The sequence below is a fragment of the Turicibacter sp. genome, assembly GCF_017941855.1.
GTDB classification, from domain to species: domain Bacteria; phylum Bacillota_I; class Bacilli_A; order MOL361; family Turicibacteraceae; genus Turicibacter; species Turicibacter sanguinis.
In genome coordinates, this window is record NZ_JAGAVR010000023.1 from 13,590 (window position 1) to 35,749 (window position 22,160).

The 22,160-nt window shown below is 34.2% G+C and carries 18 protein-coding genes, 1 pseudogene and 1 riboswitch; of the genes and pseudogenes, 16 read left to right on the forward strand and 3 right to left on the reverse strand.

All coding sequences use genetic code 11. From position 1 onward, the window contains the following. From J6D32_RS03770 to J6D32_RS03800, 7 genes are all read left to right on the forward strand, one after another. Positions 1 to 1,866 (forward strand): beta-N-acetylhexosaminidase, encoded by a 1,866-nt coding sequence (locus J6D32_RS03770; RefSeq protein WP_229059747.1) that lies wholly within the window; start codon positions 1 to 3, stop codon positions 1,864 to 1,866. 170 nt (positions 1,867 to 2,036) lie between these two features. Next, positions 2,037 to 3,488, forward strand: coding sequence for an ABC transporter substrate-binding protein (locus tag J6D32_RS03775; protein ID WP_006783987.1), 1,452 nt, complete (start codon positions 2,037 to 2,039; stop codon positions 3,486 to 3,488). A gap of 83 nt (positions 3,489 to 3,571) precedes the next feature. Next, entirely contained in the window at positions 3,572 to 4,474 is a 903-nt protein-coding gene (locus J6D32_RS03780; RefSeq protein WP_006783988.1) for an ROK family protein, read from the forward strand. Between the two features lie 23 nt (positions 4,475 to 4,497). Next, entirely contained in the window at positions 4,498 to 5,448 is a 951-nt protein-coding gene (locus J6D32_RS03785; RefSeq protein ID WP_006783989.1) for an ROK family protein, read from the forward strand. A 65-nt stretch (positions 5,449 to 5,513) separates the two neighbouring features. Next, the gene (locus J6D32_RS03790; RefSeq protein ID WP_006783990.1) at positions 5,514 to 8,351 is read left to right on the forward strand and encodes an endo-beta-N-acetylglucosaminidase; all 2,838 of its coding nucleotides are present in this window, start codon (positions 5,514 to 5,516) and stop codon (positions 8,349 to 8,351) included. Between the two features lie 148 nt (positions 8,352 to 8,499). Continuing rightward, entirely contained in the window at positions 8,500 to 9,246 is a 747-nt protein-coding gene (locus tag J6D32_RS03795) for an AAA family ATPase (protein WP_006783991.1), read from the forward strand. Between the two features lie 61 nt (positions 9,247 to 9,307). After that, the gene (locus J6D32_RS03800) at positions 9,308 to 10,534 is read left to right on the forward strand and encodes a voltage-gated chloride channel family protein (protein WP_132942564.1); all 1,227 of its coding nucleotides are present in this window, start codon (positions 9,308 to 9,310) and stop codon (positions 10,532 to 10,534) included. A 134-nt stretch (positions 10,535 to 10,668) separates the two neighbouring features. Here J6D32_RS03800 and J6D32_RS03805 read toward each other — a convergent pair whose 3' ends face one another. Both J6D32_RS03805 and J6D32_RS03810 read right to left on the reverse strand, forming a co-directional pair. Beyond that, complete coding sequence (locus tag J6D32_RS03805; RefSeq protein WP_006783993.1) at positions 10,669 to 10,944, reverse strand: hypothetical protein; 276 nt, start codon at positions 10,942 to 10,944, stop codon at positions 10,669 to 10,671. Positions 10,945 to 11,062: 118 nt separating this feature from the next. After that, positions 11,063 to 11,500, reverse strand: coding sequence for a globin domain-containing protein (locus tag J6D32_RS03810; protein WP_006784271.1), 438 nt, complete (start codon positions 11,498 to 11,500; stop codon positions 11,063 to 11,065). A 325-nt stretch (positions 11,501 to 11,825) separates the two neighbouring features. Here J6D32_RS03810 and J6D32_RS03815 point away from each other — a divergent pair, with 325 nt between their 5' ends. The 8 genes from J6D32_RS03815 (at position 11,826) to J6D32_RS03850 (ending at position 21,081) form a co-directional block, all read left to right on the forward strand. Further along, on the forward strand, positions 11,826 to 12,221 hold the full coding sequence (locus J6D32_RS03815; RefSeq protein ID WP_006784270.1) for an RrF2 family transcriptional regulator: 396 nt from the start codon (positions 11,826 to 11,828) through the stop codon (positions 12,219 to 12,221). A 157-nt stretch (positions 12,222 to 12,378) separates the two neighbouring features. Further along, a complete protein-coding gene (locus J6D32_RS03820) occupies positions 12,379 to 13,896 on the forward strand; it encodes a glycerophosphodiester phosphodiesterase family protein (RefSeq protein WP_006784269.1) in 1,518 nt (505 codons plus the stop codon). Positions 13,897 to 14,198: 302 nt separating this feature from the next. Further along, positions 14,199 to 14,299, forward strand: a riboswitch (purine riboswitch). A 30-nt stretch (positions 14,300 to 14,329) separates the two neighbouring features. After that, on the forward strand, positions 14,330 to 15,163 hold the full coding sequence (locus J6D32_RS03825) for an ABC transporter permease (protein ID WP_006784268.1): 834 nt from the start codon (positions 14,330 to 14,332) through the stop codon (positions 15,161 to 15,163). Beyond that, positions 15,156 to 15,938 (forward strand): ABC transporter permease, encoded by a 783-nt coding sequence (locus J6D32_RS03830; protein WP_006784267.1) that lies wholly within the window; start codon positions 15,156 to 15,158, stop codon positions 15,936 to 15,938. Before J6D32_RS03825 ends, J6D32_RS03830 begins: the two co-directional genes overlap by 8 nt. Before the next feature lie 11 nt (positions 15,939 to 15,949). After that, on the forward strand, positions 15,950 to 16,978 hold the full coding sequence (locus tag J6D32_RS03835; RefSeq protein WP_006784266.1) for an ABC transporter ATP-binding protein: 1,029 nt from the start codon (positions 15,950 to 15,952) through the stop codon (positions 16,976 to 16,978). 25 nt (positions 16,979 to 17,003) lie between these two features. Continuing rightward, entirely contained in the window at positions 17,004 to 18,053 is a 1,050-nt protein-coding gene (locus J6D32_RS03840; RefSeq protein WP_006784265.1) for an ABC transporter substrate-binding protein, read from the forward strand. Between the two features lie 18 nt (positions 18,054 to 18,071). Continuing rightward, positions 18,072 to 19,778: an adenine deaminase gene (locus tag J6D32_RS03845; protein ID WP_006784264.1), complete on the forward strand. Its 1,707-nt coding sequence runs from the start codon at positions 18,072 to 18,074 to the stop codon at positions 19,776 to 19,778. Next, entirely contained in the window at positions 19,762 to 21,081 is a 1,320-nt protein-coding gene (locus tag J6D32_RS03850) for an amidohydrolase (protein ID WP_287467307.1), read from the forward strand. Before J6D32_RS03845 ends, J6D32_RS03850 begins: the two co-directional genes overlap by 17 nt. Before the next feature lie 61 nt (positions 21,082 to 21,142). Here the strand turns inward: J6D32_RS03850 and J6D32_RS03855 are convergent, their stop codons facing one another. After that, a complete protein-coding gene (locus tag J6D32_RS03855) occupies positions 21,143 to 21,571 on the reverse strand; it encodes a hypothetical protein (RefSeq protein ID WP_009607643.1) in 429 nt (142 codons plus the stop codon). 338 nt (positions 21,572 to 21,909) lie between these two features. Here J6D32_RS03855 and J6D32_RS14065 point away from each other — a divergent pair. Further along, positions 21,910 to 22,160 (forward strand): annotated as a pseudogene (locus tag J6D32_RS14065) (aldo/keto reductase); the annotation flags it as partial.

Below are 22,160 nucleotides of genomic sequence, written 5' to 3' on the forward strand. Positions count from 1 at the left end.
ATGAGTCATTTGTATTTACAACCAATGCCAAGAAGTTATGTGAAAAAGGAAGCAACGAAGTTCTTTTTAGGGACGAATACTGAAATCATTTTATCGAGTCAGTGTAATAGTCAGGATTTAGAGTCAGCTTTATTATTACAGCAACAACTTCATGAGTTAATCGGGTTTCGTTTGAGCGTGACAAAATGTTTTGAAAGAAATTATAGTACGCCATCCATTCGATTCATTAAAGTAGATGAATTAGAGGAAGAAGCATATGATTTAATTATTGAAGAAACTTATATTGAGATTAAGGCAACGACATCAAAAGGGTTATTTTATGGGACTCAAACGTTGCTCCAAATCATTAAGAATGAGGGTGTAGAATTATCAGGTGTTGAAATTAAGGACTGCCCTTATTTTAGAAACCGTGGTTTTTATCACGATGTGACGCGAGGGAAGGTTCCGATTTTAGAAACGTTAAAGTCATTGGTTGATAAACTGGCCCACTATAAAATAAATCAGCTTCAGCTTTATATTGAGCATAGTTTTGCCTTCACCGGGTTTAGTGAGATTTGGTATGATAAAGATCCGTTAACGGCTGAGGAAATTCTTTTGTTAGATGATTATTGTCAAAAGCGACATGTGGAATTGGTGCCATCATTTGCGTTATTTGGGCATTTGTATGAGGTATTGCGAAGTGAGAGTTACAAGCATTTATGTGAGCTAGATGATGAGTCTGAGTTTTCGTTTTATGATCGTATGGCACATCATACGCTTGATGTGAGTAATGAGGCTAGTTTAGAGCTTGTTGAAAAGATGATGGCGGATGTTTTACCGCTGTTTAGTTCGAAGAAGTTTAATATTGGCTGTGATGAAACCTTTGATTTAGGGAAGGGAAAGAGTCATCATTTATTAAATACATTGAATGATGGTGAACTTTATGTTGAGTTTTTAAACAAGATTATTCAAATTGCTAAAAATCACGATAAAGATGTTTTATTTTGGGGAGATGTGGTTTTAAGGTATGAGCATTTACTATCTAAAATTGAGTCACACCCAACTTGTTTGAATTGGAATTATGATTATTTAGTGGAAGAAACAGATACGAAAAAAATTGCAAAAAGTGGGATGCCACAGTATGTCTGCCCTGGTGTAGCGGGATGGAACCATTTAATGAATTTAATGAACAAAGGATATGAGAACATTAGAAGAATGGTAACTTATGCGGTTAAATATGAAGCCGAGGGGGTCTTAACAACAGATTGGGGAGATTATGGACATCTTAATTTGTTTGCAAACTCGATGCCATTGATGATTTATGCAGCTGCCACTAGCTGGAATCCATTAGATGAAAGAAGTAAAGACGAGCATTTTAAAGCTATTTCTTTATTAGAGTACCGAGATCAATCGTGTCGTATTGTTTCATTATTAGCGGATTTATCTGAGTGTCAGCAGATGACATGGTATGAGATTGTGAAGTGGAAAGAGAAATTTAATACTCCAATGCGAGATATTATCATTGAGGAGTATACTCGTTTTAATCCACAACAAATTAGAGAAGATGTTCTAAAGGCTCAAGAAATTTATCGAAAAATTAATACTTATTTACCGAAAATCAAATCAGAAAATCAGTTAGATTTTAGAGAATTTTTAATTTCAGCTCAAGGCATTGAGCTATTAAATGATTTTTCTTTGTATTTGTTAAGACATGAATTTAATCGTGAGGATGCTGATCCTGTGAGTGAAGCTAACAATTTGGCACTAAAAATAGAGCGATGGTTTTATGAGTATCAGATTATTTGGAGGGAAAGAAATAAAGAAAGTGAATTAATCCGTATTAGTGAAGTGATTAAATATCTATGTAAATTTTTGCGAAGAATATAGAGTATTTTATCCGTTTGTGTAAACGGTACCCTAAAAGTATGAAATCTGTATTTCAATAGTGAGATTTATTTAAGTAAATGTGGAAAATCTACACTATGAAATGAAAGCGATATATACTAAAATTAAATTGTAAGCGTTACTAAATATTGTTCGGGGAGGAATAGTAATTTATGAAATTTAAAAAACTTATTTCATTTACAACCTGCATGATGGCTGCTACTGCATTATTAGCTGGATGTAGTGGAAACTCAACATCATCATCATCTTCAACTTCATCTAATGGTGAAAAAATCACCACATTAAAGTATTACACTATTGGAGGGGAACCAAAAGATTACGCTCAAGTTATTGAAAAAGCGAATGAATATTTAGGAGAAAAAATCGGGGTAAATCTAGATATGACATTCATTGATTTCAATGATTACAGTCAAAAAATGTCTGTCATCGTGAACTCTGGTGAAGATTTTGACTTAGCCTTCACATGTTCATGGGCAGGAGATTATTTGGGAAATGCTCGTAAAGGTGCCTTTTTAGACTTAGATCCTTATTTAGATACAATAGGAAAAGATATGAAAGAAGCGATCGACCAACGATTCTGGGATGGAGCTAAAGTAGATGGAAAAACTTATGCTGTTCCAACTCAAAAAGAATTAGGAGTAGCACCGATGTGGGTGTTCACTCAGGAGTATGTTGATAAGTATGATATTCCAGTCGATGAAATTCATGCGTTAGAAGATTTAGAACCATGGTTAAAAGTGATTAAAGAAAATGAACCTGATGTTGTACCTTTATACATCACAAAAGGATTCTCATATACAGTATTCTTCGATCAATTAGTAGATCCTGTTGGAATTTCTTTAGATGACAATGGTGAATTAAAAGTCATGAACATGTTTGAAACAGATGAAATGAAACGTGATTTAGAAACATTAAGAAGATACTATCAAGCTGGATATATCAACGCTGATGCTGCAACAGCTCAAGATGATAAATCAATCAAACGTCTTGTAACAAAAGCGGATGGTCAACCATATGCAGATGAAATCTGGAGTGAAAGCTTAGGTTACCGAGTTGTTTCTACACCTATTACTAACACTTGGATTACAAATGGTTCAACAACTGGATCAATGGTTGCTGTTTCTGCTAACTCAAAAAATAAAGAAAAAGCAATTGAGTTCTTAAACTTATTAAATACTGACCCAACAATCCGTAATATGATTAACTATGGTCTTGAAGGTGTTCACTATGAAAAAATTGGAGATAATCAAATCAAATTAATTAATAAAAAAGGATATGACGTTCCTTACTTCTCTTTAGGAAACTTATTTATTACTTATGTAACAGAAAACGAACCTGAAACTAAATGGGATGAATTCCAAGATTTCAATGATGCTGCAAAATCATCACCAGCACTTGGATTCAAATTCAATTCAAAATCAGTTTCAACAGAAATTGCGGCTGTTAACAACGTTTTAGAAGAGTTTAAAGCGACTATCTACAGTGGATCAGTGGATGTAGATGAGTATTTAGAAAAATTAAATACTAAATTAAAACAACAAGGTTTAGATAAAATCATTGAAGAAATGCAACGACAAATTGATGAATGGAAAGCTTCTAAGTAAGGATTAAAAAATAAAAAGGAGATATGAGAATATCTCCTTTTTAAAAAGTAGTTCATGCAAAATGTGTCGAGGAGGAGCATGTCGTGATAGCTTGTATAGATATCGGAGGGACAGCAATCAAAGTTGGTGTTTTAGACTTACAGGGGAAGATAGTAGAAAAAACTTCTCTAGAAGTAAATCATGACTTTAATGGTTTGATTAATAGTTTAGTAAGCTTTGTTGAAGAAGCTAAACAACAGTATAAGGTTACGGGAGTTAGTATTAGTTCACCAGGCGCTGTTGATTCCAAGACTGGCATGGTAAATGGTTCAAGTGCCATCCCATGCATTCATGGTCATAATTGGAAAAAAATTATGGGGGAAGCGACAAACTTACCAATCAGTATAGAAAATGATGCGAATTGTGCAGCACTTGCCGAAGTGTTTAATGGCTCAGGTCAATCATTTAGTGATGTTTTATTTTTAGTTTGTGGGACAGGACTTGGTGGAGCTATTATTCATGATGGAAAAATTCATCATGGAAAAAACCTTCATGGTGGAGAATTTGGCTATATGTTAATGGAAGAAAGAGATGGAGAGTTTTATAATTTCAGTAATGTTGCTTCAACAATGTCTTTTGTTAGAAAAGCCAGAGCCCATTTTCAAGATGATAGCTATGATGGAATTAAAGTATTTGAAGAAGCCACTAAGGGAAATGAATTTTGTCAAAATATTTTAGACCGATTTTATTTAAACTTGGCTAAAGGAATTTTTAATATGCAGTACTTTTATGATCCAGAAATTATTTTAATCGGTGGAGCTATTTCACAACGAGAAGATTTCATCGAAAAGATTAACGAAAAAATCGATTATTTATTAGAAAAAATTGAAATTGCTAAAGTTAAACCTGTCTTAGGGGCTTGTACCCATAAAGGAGATGCAAACCTAATAGGAGCATTAGCTAATTTTATAAGTGAACATCAATCGAATAACTTAGAAAGTAAATAAAATGTGATTTGTGAGGGGATTATATGGAGCCACTATATATTGGTGTCGATTTAGGTGGAACTAAAATTTATACGGCTATCGCTAATGAACGCGGGGAAATCTTAAATGAAGAAGTTGTTCCGACTGAAGCAAGTAAAGGACCGGAACAAATTATTGAGAAAATGATTAGTTCGATTAAAAAAGTTTCAACAGGTATTAATTTAGATAGAATTAAGGCGATTGGAATTGGATCTCCAGGTCCACTAGATGTGAAAAATGGATTAATTGTTTCACCTCCTAATTTACCAATTAGAAATTTTAATGTCGTTGAAGCGATTAAAAATGAATTTCAAATACCTACTTTTTTAGATAATGATGCGAATGCTGCAACTCTTGGTGAATATATTTTCGGAGCTGGTAAAGGATGCGAAAATATGGTTTATATTACAGCAAGTACCGGTGTTGGTGGCGGAGCTATTTTAAATGGAAAACTGTACAGAGGAAGTACATCTAATGCACTTGAAGTTGGACATTCGACAGTTGATCGTAATGGTAGAGCATGTGGGTGTGGAAATCGTGGATGTGTCGAATCGATGAGTTCAGGAATTTATATTGAAAAAATGGCTAGGGATAGTGTTAGTTCAGGAATGGAAACAACGTTAAGTAAGTATGAAACCGTGACAGCTAAAGAAGTTTTCACTGAAGCAACAAATGGTGATGCAGTTGCTAATCAAATTCTTTCTGAAACTTTATCGTATTTAGGAATTGCAGTTGCTAACTGCGCTAATATTTTTGATCCGGATAAAATTGTGATTGGCGGTGGGGTTACAAACGGAGGGCCAATCGTTTTTGAAAAAATTAATGAAGAAATGAATGCAAGATGCCTTGCACCTATTCGTGAAAACTGTAAAATTGAAAAAGCACAATTAGGTGGAAAAGCTGGCGTTGTCGGTGCAATTGCTTTAGCACTTGTAGAGTATCAAGCATTAAATTAAGGAAAGATTAATCAACTTAATGTTTTGTTTTAACTTTTAAATTTATACTTGAAGGGGAATACATTATGACACGTTATAAAAGAATTAAAAAGTCTTCAAAGAAAAATCTAACTGGATCAAAAGTTTTAATGCCTGTCTTTTTAACATTTACGGTTGGGACTGCACTAGTAGGATGTGCTTCAGTTGAGCAAGGACAAAGTACAACTGAGGAAGTTCATGAAATAAAACCTCAAAGTATTTATACCATTAGTCCAGAAGTTGCAAACACAGAATTAATTATGAATAACTTAGCAACGGCTCCTCATTGGTTCCCAGCTGAATTATTAGAATGGACGCCAAGTAGTGATAAGCATTTTGAATATAATAGAAGTACAGTCGCCTTAGCAGACCGTGTAAGTAAAGATAGATTAGAGACAGTTAACGCAACGCAAGACAAAGAGCGTGAAGTTGTTGCGATTTCTATTATGAATAATAGTACAAGTGGAAATCCATCTCAAGGAAGTAATAAAATTTCTTCAAATGTCTTCTCATATTGGCAATATGTTGACAAGATGGTTTATTGGGGAGGATCTTCAGGTGAGGGGTTAATTGTTCCTCCAACGGCTGATGTTACAAATGCTGCTCATAAAAATGGAGTTCCGGTTCTTGGAACAGTCTTTTTCCCAATGGAAGCACATGGTGGAAAAATGGCTTGGTTAGATGAATTCTTAACAAAAGATGAAAATGGAAGCTTCCCGATTGTTGATAAATTAATCGAAGTCGCACAGTCTTATGGATTTGATGGATGGTTTATCAATCAAGAAACAGAAGGAAACGAAGAAACACCTCTGACACCTGAACATGCACAGTTAATGAAAGAGTTAATTGTTGAATTTAAAGCAAAAGCAGGGGATAGTCTTGAAATCATGTGGTATGATTCAATGACTAAAGAGGGGGAAATGGATTGGCAAAATGCTTTAACTGAAGAAAATGAATTCTTCTTAGTTGGTGATAACCAAGAAATGATTGCCGATAGTATGTTCTTAAACTTCTGGTGGACAACAGACACATTAGCACCAGAAAATTTACTTGAAGCTTCAACACAAAAAGCACAAGAGTTAGGAATTAATCCAAATGTTATTTATGCCGGAATTGATGTTCAAGCCAATGGAGTTAATACACCAATTCGCTGGGAATTATTTGAGGCAGGAAATACATCTTTAGGTTTATATTGCCCAAGTTGGACATATGCTTCTGCTAGTTCAATTGATGATTTCCATGCCAAAGAAAATCGTTTATGGGTAAATGAAAATGGAGATCCGTCAGTTTCAACAAGTGCAACTGATCGTGAATGGCGAGGAGTTTCAACATATATTGTTGAGAAAAGCGTTGTTAATTCGTTACCATTTATGACGAACTTCAATTTAGGACATGGGTATAATTTCTTCATTGATGGTGAAAAAGTGTCTGAAACAGATTGGAATAACCGTAGTATGGCAGATGTTTTACCTACTTACCGCTGGATGATTGAAAACGAAGGGGCGAATACTTTAAGTGCCGATATTGATTACGCAAATGCCTTTTATGGTGGAAACTCAATCAAACTCCTTGGAAATATGGAAGCAGGAAAAAAATCTACAATTAAATTATTTAGTGCCGATTTAACACTTGAAGATAAGGTGTCATTTACAACAGCGATTAAGTCATCTGAAAATGTTGATTTTGATTTGGTGTTAGATTTCCATGATGGAACAACTGAAACGTTAAAATCTAAAGAAAAAGTATCAGTGGATGAGTGGACAACATTATCTTATGATGTGTCTAAGTTATCAGGAAAAGCTATTAAAAATATTTCATATGCTATCTCTTCAAAAGAAGAAGTGAGCGGATTAAGACTAAGCATCGGTAATATGACGATTGCAAGAGAGTCTGATGCAACAAATGCAACAGCTAGCAATTTAAAAGTTGAAGATTATTTATTTGATGAAGATGCAATGTATGCTGGAGTTAAGTTATCTTGGGAAGGAAATGCTGATTCAAATGGACATTATGAAATTTATCAAATTAACCAAGATGGAACAAAATCATTCTTAGGAACGTCTGCAACAACTGCATTCTTCTATAACGCACTTCCACGCGAGGGTGAGTCAAATCAAACGAACTTTGAAGTTGTAGCAGTTAATAACTTAGGAGAGCAAGGAACAAGTGCAAAAGCAACAATGGAATGGCCTGATAACAGTATGCCAAAAGCTGAGTTCAGTGTTTCAAGAACATTAGTTGCACCAGGGGATGATGTGACGTTTACAAATCTTTCATCTCAAAATGCTGAAGAATTTGTATGGGAATTTAAAGGTGCTAATATTGAAAGTAGTACAGATGTAACACCGACGATCAATTTTGCAGAAGAAGGTGTCTATACTGTTACATTAACTGCTAAAAATAAATCAGGAGAAGTCAGTGTCACAAAAGAAGAAATTATTACCGTTTCTAATGCTGCAACAGAACTTGTGAATTTATCAGAAGGAAAAGCGACAGAAGCGTCAGGATTTGTAAATAACAATGAGGCGCCTCAATTTGCGGTTGATGGATTACTTGATACGAAATGGTGTGCAACAGGGACTGCGCCACACTGGATTGTGATTGATCTTGGAGAATTAAAGACAATCAGTGAAGTGTACATGGCTCATGCCGAAGCGGGTGGAGAAAGTGATGGAATGAACACCAAAGCTTATACAATTGAAGTGAGTCAAGATGGAGAAAACTTTGAAGAAGTGGTGAATATCACAAGAAATTCTGCGGCGACAACCGTTGATACCTTCAAAGCTGTTGAGGCTCAATATGTAAGAGTTAGTGCCATCAAACCAACACAAAACTCAGATTCAGCTGTACGTATTTATGAAATTCAAGTTAGAGGACTTGAATAGAAATAACTTTTTTAAAACTTAACCTAACATAAGACCCCTATTAGTGACTATCGTGATAAAATCCTTTTTAAATCCCTCAGACCAATCGTTTGAGGGATTTTTTTGTTATAATGACAGTAGATAAGTAAACGAGGATGTGGATGTTAAGATGAAAGAGCGATTTATTAATCATATTAAGATTGACTGGAGTCAGATCGGTGAAGACAGTTATGTTAGACATATCAAAGCATTAAATCAACTTAATCAGCTATCCTTCAATCACAACATTACATTTTTTGTAGGAGAGAATGGTTCAGGAAAATCGACTTTAATCGAAGCGATTGCTGTTGCCTATGGATTTAGTGCAGAAGGTGGAACACGAAATTATAACTTCTCTACGTATGAATCACATTCTGAATTACATAAAGCTATTTCTTTTACTCGAGGCATTAAACGTCCGAAAAATAGTTATTTTCTTAGAGCTGAAAGTTTTTATAATGTGGCCAGTCAGGCTGAAGAATATCGTGGGAATGATCCAATCGAAATTTACTATGATAGATATGGTGGAAAGTCATTTCATGAACAATCACATGGTGAAAGTTTTCTTTCCCTTCTACAGGGGGCATTATCTGCAGATGGAATTTACATTTTAGATGAACCAGAAGCCGCACTTTCTCCTCAACGCCAACTCACCTTATTAATTGAAATACATCGTCTAGCAAAACGTGGTGCTCAATTTATTATTGCAACGCATTCACCCATTCTTTTGGCTATTCCAGAAGCAAGTATTTTATCATTTGATCATGGAACCATTGAACCCTGTGATTATACCGAAACATCAGTTTATCAAATCACTGAGATGTTTATTAATAATCGAGATTATTTCCTAAATCATTTGTTATCAGAAGACTTTTAAAACTCCTATCTGAGGAGTTTTTTCTTGTTTTTTTGGAAATCATATATCAAGAGGTGATGAAATGGATTTATTACAAGAGTACGTTAAAGACATTGCAAGTGTTGCAAGACATTTTTTGAAATGGTTCTTATTAGCTATTGTTTCGGGCACCCTTGTTGGAATTTTTATTTCGTTTTTCTTAAATAGTTTACAGTATGTTACAAACTTACGTGAACACCGACCATGGCTTCTTTATTTACTACCATTTGGCGGAGCCTTCGTTAGTTATTTATATTTAAAATTTGGTAAGGATTCTGCTAAAGGGAATAATTTAATTATCGAACGAATCAACGAAGGAGTGGGAGAGATTCCTTTTAGAATGGCCCCCCTTGTTTTTTTAGGAACCGTTGTGACTCATTTATTTGGGGGATCTGCCGGAAGAGAAGGAACAGGCGTTCAAATTGGTGCCAGTATTTGTTCAAAACTTAGTCATTTCCTTCATTTAAACAAAGAAGATGCCACTATTTTGATTATTAGCGGCGTCAGTAGTGGATTTGGTGTTGTCTTTGGAACGCCAATAGCCGGAACGATATTCGGTCTTGAAGTGAGTACCATTGGAAAAATGAGATATGAATCCATTATTCCTTGCTTGTTATCGAGCTATATCGGAACCTATGTTTCAACTCTATTTAACGTGAGTCATAGTCATTACGAAATGGAAACTTTATCATCACAGAATCCTTTTTTATTTTATAAAGTTATGGCGTGTTCAATCTTATTTGGATTAATGAGCAAATTATTTGCTGAGTTAACGCATTATTTAAAAAAGATATTTTCTGATAAACTTAAAAAGAGTTATGTCAAAAGTTTCGTTGGTGGATTAATCATCATTGGATTAATGTTAATGATACGAAATCGAATGTATTTAGGATTAAGTTTACCTTTATTAAAAGAAGCATTTGAATCACCAGTTGTGGGGTATGCATTTTTGATTAAATTATTGTTAACATCTATTACTCTTGCAACCGGATTTCAAGGTGGAGAAGTGACGCCGCTGTTTGTTGTAGGAGCAACATTTGGCAACTTTTTAGCTCCCTTATTTAATTTGCCACTGTCCTTTGTAGCGGGACTTGGAATGATTGGTGTATTTTGTGGTGGAACCAAAACTCCCCTCGCTTCCTTTGCGATGGGGCTTGAATTATTCGGGGGAGGTAATCTTAAATACCTTTTTATTACATGTGTCATTAGTTATGTATTTGCGGGGAAAAGTGGAATTTATACCTCGCAAAAAGTTCAATCAGATAGATGATTAGTTGCATCTGCGATATCAATATAACCAACTGTTGCGCCTAAGAAACCTACAATTTTTATCAGATTAGATTTAAAAACAGGCATTTCACCCTCTATCATCTCATTGTTTGAATTTGAGGTAGTCATTAAAATTTATAGCTTTTCCCAAGTCATAAGGGTTAAGAGAATAATAGCAACTAAGAATAAACTACTTCCCTCTACGATCACATTAGATGCAGTTTTTTGATGAAAATTTGCTTCTGCTGTAGTAGGTGAGAAAAGCGATTTTTCTTCTTCATCAAAACCATAAAGATAGAAAAAAGACCCCATAATAAAAATCCATGTTGCAAAACGCCCTAGCTGAATAATAGCAAGTTTTTGTTCTGTGAGTGTTTCCTTTTGTTCTTCAGAAGTACAATCACTATTCATAATGAGTCTCCTCCCTTATCCAAATCGTAATATTAGTATATGTCATGTGAACCACTTGGTTATTTATCATTTTAATAAAAAAATTCCTATAACCTCATTGGTCATAGGAATTTTTTTATTAAGCGCGTGATGCGTAGATTTCTTTTTCAACATTAATGAAAACTTGTGCGATTACATCATAAGTTTTAGCCCAAGCTTCGATGATTTCATCAGTTGCGGCCTCTCCTAAAACTTCTTTGATTGCCCCAAGTAAGTGCGCTCCAACGATTGGGTAATGTTCTTCTAAAACGCCACAATCACAATGTTTAACTGCGATTTTGTTAACAACAGGCATAATTGCCCCTAAGTTATCAACATTTTGAGCAGCAGCTAAAACAGTCAGAGCTAAAGCTTTTGGTTGTTCACCTGATTTTTGACGCTCCATATTAAAGAGTGGTGCCACTTCAGGATTTTGTTCAAACATATTTTTATAGAATGTTGTTGTAATTTGAATACCGTGTGATTTTAAAGCAGGTACTGTACTTTTAATAATTTCAATTGTTTGTTGATCTAACATAATCATCTCTCCTTATTGTTTGTTGAGGTAACTATATCATAAATCGAATATAATGTTCAAATAATATGCACATTTATTTTTTTTAAAAAAACATGAATTTAAAGATTTGACTGCGGAAGAACAAAGATAACAGAAGAAAATGTTAATGAGAAAAGTTTTCATTTAAAGCGTCTCGTCTTATTTTTAATAAATTTTTATAGAGATTATCATTTAGTAGCCATCTATTAAATCGTGAAGATAACAATCAATAATCACCAAGAAATAGTCAAAACAATAGATACTTTATGTTGTATAATAAGAATAAGTTAAAAAAGGTGGGATTTCGATGCAACTATCCAAATTCAGTGATTATAGCTTTCGTGCACTTATTTATTTAGCACAACATCGTGACCAACTGTGTACCGTTGAAGAATTATCAATGAATCTAAATACATCAGAACAACATATGAAAAAAGTCATTCATAAGTTAGGTAAAACGCCTTATGTCACTTCAATAAAGGGACGTGGAGGTGGACTTCGACTTGGTTGTGAGCCTCAAGAGATAAACTTAGGTGAGATTCTAAAAATTACGGAAGATAATTTAAATATTTTAGAATGCTTTAATAAATCAGCTGGGTGCCCGCTATTATCAAGTGGCTGCAAACTAAAAAGTATTACTTCAGATGCTTTACAAAAATTTATTGAAGAATTCTCAAACTATACATTAGAAGATTTACTTTAACAGGCTAGTTACTAGCCTGTTTTTCATAGTTGTTAGCTTTTATATGACAAAATTTTAGATACTGAGTCTGACTCAAAAAATGTAAAAACATTTTGTTTCTAAAGAGCAGAAAACATATTCTCAGCGTTTTAAGATTATACTGTCTTGAGGTGAGGACATGTATAAAAAATATTTTTTATTAGATGTTTTGAAACAACGAGGAAAATGTAAATTGCCATCCAATGAGACTAGTCGATATCTTGAAGTTTTATTGGTTGAAAATAATCAACCGATTAATTTAAGTCATTGTCAGGTCGAAATTATTCCTTCTCAAGAAAGTGTTGAAATTTTAAAAGATAGAATGGGTACGATTTTAATTAAAATACTTGATTCAATGAATAAGGATTCTAAGTTACAATTAAATATTTATCAACAGGAATTGCTGCGAGTTACAACGAGCTTTGAGGTTGAATTTGAGAAAAAAGAAGAGGTTATGAATCGGAATTTAGTTCAAAATCCACAGGGCCTATTCCACAAAACAGAAATCCGCATGATTGCACATCGAGGACTTAGTGCACTCGCACCTGAAAATACGTTACCGGCTTATGAGTTGGCTGGGAAGTATGGATACTTTGGGGCAGAATGCGATATTCATGAGACGGCGGATGGTGAATTCATTTTGATGCATGATGACTCGATTAATCGAATGACAAATGGATCAGGGAGTCCGAGTCATTATACGAAAGATGAGCTCAAGGCATTTCAAATTGCAGATTCGACCTATCCACATCTAAAAATCCCAACGTTGCAGGAGTATTTAAACGTATGTAAATGTCAGGGGCTTGTTCCTGTCATTGAGGTGAAGCGAATTGGAATCCAAAGTATTGCGACATTATTAAATCAGATTGAAAAATGGGGGCTACTTTCTAATTGTATCATCATTACGTTTCATCAAGAGGTCGCCACTGAAATTAGGAAGCTAGATAAAAATATCGGCCTTCAATGGCTTGCTGATTTAACAAAAGAAAATATTGATTACTGTGCGAAGCATCAAATGAATATCGATTGTCATAAAAAAAATGTCACAAAGGATTTGATTGATTACGCTCATTCTGTTGGTGTTTTGGTGAACGTCTGGACAGTCGATGAAGCAAAAGAAATGGTTAACTTAATTGAGATGGGAACTGACTTTATTACAACTAATAGCTTACTGTACCGTCAAAGTATTAGGGGTAATGGGAAGTGTGAAAGTTATAGCATGAAAAATAGAATTGATTATTTGAGATGTTTAAATCCATTTTTAATTGAGAGCCATGGGAATATAATTCAAGATGGAACTTTTAAATGGCATGATGAGAGTCATATTTTTGAAATGCAAGGAACAAAACAAGCACCTGCAACATTAGAAATTAATCTACCTCAATTATATAAAGGGGATGTTGTGACCGTAAGTTGTGAATACCTTAATCTCTCTGGACAATCTTTAAGTATTAGTTATGGAACAACGAAAAAAGAATTTGAGCAAGTTGTGCCTTCGACATTAGTAGATGATTGGGGATATGCTGAAGTCCAATTTCTTACGTTAAAAGATTTTCAATCCATGAGAGAAGAAACCTCAATGGTACTCATTGGAGCATCCGATTCAAAATCACATTTCATGATTAGAAATGTCAATGTTAAGATCGATTATATGTGAGGATTAGAAGCGTTAAAATTCTTTATTTAAGGAGTCCAAATAAAGGTAGGATATAAACTGTATTTAGCTTAACTAGCTATGAGTTTACATATTAAGCGATTAGAACAATATTTTAATATAACCTTAATTGAGAGCTCTAGTAAGAGGAAGCAGTGCTCATTAAATCAGGTTATTGATATTAAGCATATAAAAGGTGATAAATGTAAAAATTTATCACTTTTTATATTTATATATTTAAGTTAAAAAACGACATATTTTTACAAAAAAATGAGGTAAAATCTATAAAATTTTGGTATAATGACGGTGGTTATCAAGGTTATTTTCATATATAACGCAAATATGGTGCGTAAGTTTCTACCCGATTTCCGTAAAAAATCGGACTATGAGAAGAGATAGAACAAGGCCATTCGTTCTATCGCAAGGAGGTAACGACATGAAAAAAAATTCAGCTTATGTTTTAATGGTTCCAGGATTTGTACTATTATTATTATTTTTAATGTTGCCATTATGTTCAATATTATGGCCAACGGTCTTTAATGATGGATTTTCTCTAAATCAATACATCTCATTTTTCCAAGATGAGTATTATTTAGAAATCTTCTATCGAACGCTGAAAATCTCCTTGATTGCTACCTTGGTTTGTACACTGTTTGGAGTGCCGACCGCTTATTTTATTTCGCGTTGTTCACAAAAATGGAAAGGTCTATTAATTGCTATTTCTATTTTCCCGTTATTAACGAATTCTGTTGTTCGTAGTTTTGCTTGGATTAATATTTTAGGTAAAAATGGAATAATCAATAATTTATTAGTGAATATGGGAATCGTTGAGCAACCAATTAGTATGCTGTACACTGAGTTTGCCGTTTTAGTCGGAACGATTTATTTATTCTTGCCAATTATGATTATTACGTTAGTTGGAGTGATGGATAATATCGATAACGATATGATGGAGGCAGCTGAGAGTTTAGGGGCAAATCGTTTAACAGCTTTTATAAAAGTTGTTTTACCGATGAGTATTCCAGGTATTATTACGGGAGCAGTTCTTGTTTTTACTGGATCTCTAACAGCATATACAACTCCACAGCTTTTAGGTGGAAATAAAGCATTAGTTTTACCAACTTTAATCTATCAACGTTCAATGACTTTAAATGATTGGACGGGAGCAAGTGTTATCGCAGCCATTATGATTGTGACGACCTTAATTGTCATGAAGGGATTAAACTTCATTGCAGCAAAAGTAGATAAGCGAGGTGAACTAGATGCGTAAACATAAGATGCTAACATTGGTATCAATGTTCGTTTTTGCTTTTCTTTTCTTTCCATTAGTAATTATTACAGTGACGGCTTTTGGAACTGAAAATACAATCTCGTTCCCAATTAAAGGATTTACATTTGATTGGTTCGTGAAGGCATTAACGTCAAAAACATTTATGAATTCTTTCATTTTAAGTTTTAAATTAGCATTAATATCAACTTTAATTGCGTTAGTCATTGGGATTCCAGCAGCTTATGGAATGTCACGTTACTCAGTTAAAGGGAAGAAATTATTAAAAAGTTTCTTCTTATCTCCAACCATTGTTCCTGGAGTCGTGATTGGATATGCATTATTCCAATTCTTAGTGATTAAATTACGTATTCCAGTTTTTCAAGGATTATTATTTGGGCATTTCTTAGTTGTATTGCCTTATATTATCCGCATTGTTGGGGCTTCACTTGAGCAATTTGATTTCTCGATTGAAGAAGTAGCGTGGAGTTTAGGGTGTAATAAAATCCAGACATTCTTTAAGATTGTTTTACCAAACATCTCTAGCGGGATTATTTCAAGTTTCTTATTAGCCTTTATTAATTCATTTAATAATATTCCAGTTTCAATGTTTTTAACGGGTCCAGGAGTCACAACCTTACCAACAGCATTAATGAACTATATTGAATATTATTATGATCCAACCGTATCGGCTGTATCAGTTTTATTAATGGTTGCAACAATCGTTATTATGTTTGTTGTTGAAAAGACACTTGGAATTAATTCATTAGCAAAATAGGAGGAGACACCATGGCATTCGTAGAATTAAATGATATTCGTGTAACTTACGATGGAAAAAATGATATTTTAAAGGGATTAAATTTACAGATGCATGAAGGTGAGTTAGTGTCATTACTTGGTCCAAGTGGATGCGGTAAGACAACAACTTTACGTGTCATTGCTGGTTTTATTGATATAGCTGACGGAGACTTCTTAGTAGATAATGAAAACTTTACTAAGATTCCTGTACATAAACGTAACTTCGGTTTGGTTTTCCAAAGCTATGCTTTATTCCCACATTTAACTGTAAAGGATAACGTAGCCTTTGGGTTAAAGCTACGTAAAATGGATAAACAACAAATTGAAGAAAAAGTCGATAAAATGTTAGAAGTCTGTGGATTACTAGAGTATAAAGATCGTTTACCAAAGCAATTATCGGGAGGTCAACGTCAACGTGTCGCATTAGCACGTGCTTTAGTAATTGAGCCTAAATTATTATTACTTGATGAACCATTAAGTAATTTAGATGCAAAGCTTCGCATCCAAATGCGTGTTGAAATTAAACGAATTCAAAAAGCGTTAGGAATTACAACTGTCTTTGTTACTCACGATCAAGAGGAATGTTTTGCGATTTCAGACCGTGTTGCAGTTATGAATAAAGGCGTTATCGAGCAATACGATACACCTGAAAATATTTATGCTAAACCAAAAACTGAGTTCGTTGCAAGATTTATTGGGTTCGAAAACTTCATTCCAATGAAACATAAATCAGGAAATACATTCTTAAGTGATGATTTAACATTTAGTGTTGATGAATTACCTGATACGACTATTACATTAGGAACTATTCGTCCAGATGATATTGAGATTGTTCAAAGCTCGCAAGAAAACTGTGTCAGTGGAACAGTTTGTGTTCGTACGTTCTTAGGTAAGAGTTATCAATATGAAGTTGAAACAAAGTTAGGGAAAATCGTTGTAAATCATGACGGTGCAGATGTATATGAAATTAATGATGAATTAACATTACATTTACCAGCAAATAAAATCGTATTAGTTTAAACAGGCAAAAAAGGAGACGAAGAATATGAAAAAATCATGGAAATTAGCATTAGGTGCTGCAATGGCATTAACCCTTGTTACAGGATGTTCAACAGGTTCTGAAGATTCAGGGAAACAAAAACTAGTTGTTTCAACATGGGGATTAAGTCAAGATGTTTGGGAACAAGAAGTGAAAATTCCATTCGAAGAAAAGTACAACTGTGAATTAGTATTAGATACAGGTGGAACAAATGATCGTTATACAAAATTAGCTAATAATCCAAATTCAGAGGTTGATATTATTGAATTATCACAATCAGCGGCAGCAAATGGATATGAGGCAGGATTATTTGAACAAATTGATTACTCAAAGATTTCAAATGCTTCTTCATTAATTGAGCCTGCAGCAGAATTAGCTGAAAATGGATTCGGGGCTGCTTACACAGTAAATAGTATCGGAATTATTTACAATCCAGATGAGGTTGGATTTGAAATTAATGATTGGTCAGATTTATGGAATGAAGAATTAAAAGGTAAAATTTCAATTCCAGATATCTCAACAACATTTGGGCCTGCTATGGTTTATGTAGCAAATGATTATGCAAATGGAGATATTAAAGAAGATCAAGGTGAAGCAGCATTCAAAGCATTAGCAGAATTACAACCGAACATTGTTAAAACTTATTCAAAATCAAGTGATTTAGCTAATATGTTTGCATCTGGTGAGATTGCTGTTGCTGTTGTGGGGGATTTCGGAATCCCAACGATTGAACAAGCTCAACCTAATGTGAAATTCGTTGTACCAGCATCGGGAACTTACGCAAACTTCAATACAATCGATATTAATAAAAACTCAAAAAATAAAGAGTTAGCTTACGAATATGTAAACTTCCGTTTAAGCCAAGAATTACAAAGCTCAACAGCGATTACTTTAAATGAAGCTCCAACTAATAAAGATGTTGTTTTAGATGAAGAAACAGCATTAAACAAAACATATGGTGAAGTTGCAGCAAATGCTAAAACAATTGATTATTCATTTGTTAATCCATTATTAAATAATTGGATTGATCAATGGAACCGTATTGTTAACCGTTAATTAGGATAGGTGCTCAATATGGATATGATCATTAAAAATATTTCAGTGTATCAAACATTTACTCAACAATTTGAAATAAAAGATGTTTTCATTAAAAATGGTCGATTTGCACAGATCGCAGATTCTTTATCGGTAACAGAAGAAACAGTTATTGATGGAACTGGTCTATATATGGTACCAGGATTAATTGATATTCATATGCATATTGAAAGTTCTATGACTCTACCTTCGCGTTTTTCACAGGCTGTTTTGCCTCATGGGGTTACAACTGTTGTTGCAGATCCACATGAGATTGCAAACGTGTTTGGAATCGAAGGAATTCAATCATTTTTATCCAATGCAACTGCATTGGATATTTTTTATGGAATTCCATCGTCTGTTCCTTCAACATCCCCACATTTAGAAACAACAGGTGGGTTGATTGGAGTAGATGAAGTGAAGGAACTTCTCAATCATCAAAATATTTTATGTTTGGGAGAAGTGATGAACTTTCAAGATTTATGCAAAAAAGAAAGCTCAACTATTAAAGATATTATTAAACTATGTCAAGAATTTAGACCGTCCTTACCGATTGAAGGTCATTGTCCAAAAATTAGTGGTAAAGATTTAGCAGATTTTATTGCAGCAGGAGTTACAGCAGATCATACTCAGCAAACACCTGAAAGTATTATTGAAAAAATTAAAAGTGGAATGTTTTTAGAAATTCAAAAAAAATCGATGACTAAACAGACCATTCAAACGTTAATGGATTATCATTTTTATGATTATTTTGCATTTGTCACAGATGATGTCATGGCAGACAAGTTACCTAAGGGTCATTTAAATGAAATTATTAAATATGCCGTTAAACTTGGAATGCCAGTTGAGAAGGCAATTTATTGTTCGACTTATACGCCAGCTCGTCGAATGCATTTAGAAGATCGCGGAATGATTGCGCCTGGCCGTCTAGCAGATTTTATTTTACTGACTGATGTGGATAACTTTAAGATTCATTCCGTTTACAAGGGTGGGTGTTGCGTAGCCAATGATAGGGAATCGCATCAAGAAAATCATAATCAAATATTCCCAGACCATTTCTACCACTCAATAAAATGTAAAAAGGCTGAGCCTGAAGATTTTGATATTAAGATTTCAGGGAATAAAGTGTTATGTAACATTATTCAAACACAACCACACTCAACATTTACTAAACATATTCAAAAACAGGTTCCGGTTAAAAATGGAATACTTGATTATGAATCACAAAATCTATGTTTATTAACGGTTTATGAGCGTTATGGAAAGAATGGTAATATCGCTCACGCTTTGTTAGATACCCCGATTAAAAAGAGAGGAGCGATTGCAACATCTTGGGCTCATGATCATCATAATGTCATGGTGATGGGAAATGATAAAGAAGATATGATGCTCGCTCAACAGATGATTTGTGAAATGCAAGGGGGCTATGTCGTTGTAAAAGAGGGGCAAGTTTTAGCAAAAGCTTATTTAGAAATTGGTGGTATTGTTAGTGCACAGCCAATTGAAGTATTAGCACAACAACTTAGGGACGTTCGATCTGCTATGCAAGAACTCGGATATGTTCATGATAATGAAATTATGTCATTCTCGACATTATCATTACCGGTATCCCCACAGTTAAAGGTAACTGATATGGGAATGATTAATACATTAACACAGGAAATTGTGCCATTAATTGCGGAGGTTTATCATGAAGACGTTAATTAAAAATGCTTGGATTTTAACAATGGATAAAACGCTATCAACTTATCCACAAGGTATGTTAGTCATAGAAGATGATAAGATTTCGTATGTCGGTGAGTATGATTCAGATATTGAAAAGTATGTGGATGAAGTGATTGATGCATCAGGTGGTATCTTGATTCCAGGAATGATTAATACACATGCTCATGTTTCAATGATTCCATTTCGTTCATTAGGAGATGATTGTCCGGATCGACTTCGTCGTTACCTTTTCCCTCTAGAAATTGAATGTATGAGAGCACCATTAGTCTATGAGGCTGCCCGTTATGGAATCTTAGAGATGCAACGTAGTGGGGTGACTACTTTTTTAGACATGTACTATTTTGAAGAAGAAGTAGCTCGTGCATGTGATGAGATGCAGATGCGTGGAGTACTTGGGGAGACAGTTATTAATTTTCCGACATGTGATTGCGAAGAAGCTTATGGAGGGTTAGCTTATAGTGAACAGTTTATGAGTAAATGGAGCAATCATCCGTTGGTGACGCCAATCATTGCACCACATGCAACCAATACTAATGATACAAAAGCACTACAAGATGCTCATGAGATTGCGGTTAGATATGACACGTTAATTTCAATGCATGTTGCAGAGATGGATTATGAGATGACAGAATTTCGTGAAAAGTATGATATGACACCAGTAGAATATTTAGATTCAATTGGTGTTTTAAGTGATCGATTAGTGGCTGCTCATTGTATCCATGTGAATGAAAATGACATGTTATTAATGGCAAACCGTGGCGTAAAAGTTGCACATTGTATTGGATCAAATATGAAAGCCGGAAAAGGAATTGCCCCTGTTAAAGAAATGATTGAGCATGGGCTAACTGTTGGTCTTGGAACAGACGGGCCGAGTAGTGGGAATACGTTAGACTTATTTACGCAAATGAAAACAGCAGTTTATGCACAAAAGACTCACTATAAGGATCGTTCACTATTTAAAGCAGAGGAAATTGTAAAACTAGCAACGATTAGTGGAGCCCGTGCCTTAAAAATGGATGATAAAATTGGTTCACTTGAAGTTGGAAAACAGGCCGATATTGTTTTAATTGAAACAGAATCTTTAAATATGTTTCCAATTTATGATCCTTATTCAGCGATTGTGTATAGTGCCAATTCATCTAATGTCCACAGTGTTTGGATTAATGGGGTATCCGTTTTAAAAGAGAAACAATCAATTTTTAATCAGACAGAGATTAAAAAGTCACTTCAAAATGAAATGCAAAACTTTGCAAAACGTGCAATAGAGCGTTCAAAAGATTTATAAATGTGAATAAGTAAAGTCAAAAAATCCCGTAAGGTAAATCTTACGGGATTTTTTATTAGATTTATTCGTTGTGGGGGGAAGAATGGGGTGGATTAGATTCAATACAACATTGATATTCCTTTTTCAATTTAGATAATTGTACATTTATTTTTTGAGCTTTTTTGAGCATTTTTTTAGTCTTTTGACTGATACACTGTGCCTGAAAATCAAGAGCCATTAACTCGTTAGTTAAGCATTCAATTTTATTTGCAAGTGTCACACAACGAGAGCACTTTTGGTTAAATTCATACATGTCACCATATTCATGTAACCAGCAATTGATTTTTGAACGGATGACTTTTTGAGCTCTAATGTAATTTGTAGTTGATTCCATATGGGAGATTGCTGAATCTAATTCATCTATTGCTTCTAGGAATTCTTCGTCGATGAGTCGTTGTAAAGCATTATATTTTTGAATCAGAGTTTCATATTCTTCAATTCTTTTGGTCATTCAAATCCCTCGTCTCTCCATTAAAAGGAATATTATGTTATAGGATATGATAGAGGATCCATGACTTGTGCCTTTAAATAGCAACAAAATAATTTTTTATCATGTGGTTAAACTAAGGACAGTTTGATTGAGGAGGATATTTATGGAATCATTAACTGATTGTTACACGTTATCTAATGGTGTTTTATACCCTAGTAGCGGAGGATTAGATTGCTTTTAGCAATCGCCAGGGGATTCATTCCGTGCATTGGTTTTGGAACATGGCAAGCTAAAAGTGGGAAAGAAGCAGCAGATGCTGTTACAACAGCCCTTCATTTAGGTTATCGGCAGCAGCTTATGGAAATGAACATAGTGTCGGAGCTGCTATTGCACGCAGTGGTATTAAACGAGAAGACTTATTTATTACGAGTAAACTTAATAATTTTGATCATGGGTACGAAGAAAATTTGGCAGCTTTTGATAAAACGATGAAAGAATTGGAGCTTGATTATTTAGATTTATATTTAATACACTGGCTAATCCCATTATACATCGTCATTATTGACAAGAAGCAAATGTTGGGACTTGGAAAGCATTTGAAGAGCTCTAC

What these genes read in the sequence shown, in the direction of transcription:
- J6D32_RS03775 (WP_006783987.1), top strand. Translation starts at nt 2,037, where the DNA reads ATGAAATTTAAAAAACTTATTTCATTTACAACCTGCATGATGGCTGCT.
- J6D32_RS03845 (WP_006784264.1), top strand. Translation starts at nt 18,072, where the DNA reads ATGGATATGATCATTAAAAATATTTCAGTGTATCAAACATTTACTCAA.
- J6D32_RS03800 (WP_132942564.1), top strand. Translation starts at nt 9,308, where the DNA reads ATGGATTTATTACAAGAGTACGTTAAAGACATTGCAAGTGTTGCAAGA.
- J6D32_RS03835 (WP_006784266.1), top strand. Translation starts at nt 15,950, where the DNA reads ATGGCATTCGTAGAATTAAATGATATTCGTGTAACTTACGATGGAAAA.
- J6D32_RS03785 (WP_006783989.1), top strand. Translation starts at nt 4,498, where the DNA reads ATGGAGCCACTATATATTGGTGTCGATTTAGGTGGAACTAAAATTTAT.
- J6D32_RS03810 (WP_006784271.1), bottom strand. Translation starts at nt 11,500, where the DNA reads ATGTTAGATCAACAAACAATTGAAATTATTAAAAGTACAGTACCTGCT.
- J6D32_RS03820 (WP_006784269.1), top strand. Translation starts at nt 12,379, where the DNA reads ATGTATAAAAAATATTTTTTATTAGATGTTTTGAAACAACGAGGAAAA.
- J6D32_RS03790 (WP_006783990.1), top strand. Translation starts at nt 5,514, where the DNA reads ATGACACGTTATAAAAGAATTAAAAAGTCTTCAAAGAAAAATCTAACT.
- J6D32_RS03815 (WP_006784270.1), top strand. Translation starts at nt 11,826, where the DNA reads ATGCAACTATCCAAATTCAGTGATTATAGCTTTCGTGCACTTATTTAT.
- J6D32_RS03795 (WP_006783991.1), top strand. Translation starts at nt 8,500, where the DNA reads ATGAAAGAGCGATTTATTAATCATATTAAGATTGACTGGAGTCAGATC.
- J6D32_RS03770 (WP_229059747.1), top strand. Translation starts at nt 1, where the DNA reads ATGAGTCATTTGTATTTACAACCAATGCCAAGAAGTTATGTGAAAAAG.
- J6D32_RS03850 (WP_287467307.1), top strand. Translation starts at nt 19,762, where the DNA reads ATGAAGACGTTAATTAAAAATGCTTGGATTTTAACAATGGATAAAACG.
- J6D32_RS03830 (WP_006784267.1), top strand. Translation starts at nt 15,156, where the DNA reads ATGCGTAAACATAAGATGCTAACATTGGTATCAATGTTCGTTTTTGCT.
- J6D32_RS03855 (WP_009607643.1), bottom strand. Translation starts at nt 21,571, where the DNA reads ATGACCAAAAGAATTGAAGAATATGAAACTCTGATTCAAAAATATAAT.
- J6D32_RS03825 (WP_006784268.1), top strand. Translation starts at nt 14,330, where the DNA reads ATGAAAAAAAATTCAGCTTATGTTTTAATGGTTCCAGGATTTGTACTA.
- J6D32_RS03805 (WP_006783993.1), bottom strand. Translation starts at nt 10,944, where the DNA reads ATGAATAGTGATTGTACTTCTGAAGAACAAAAGGAAACACTCACAGAA.
- J6D32_RS03840 (WP_006784265.1), top strand. Translation starts at nt 17,004, where the DNA reads ATGAAAAAATCATGGAAATTAGCATTAGGTGCTGCAATGGCATTAACC.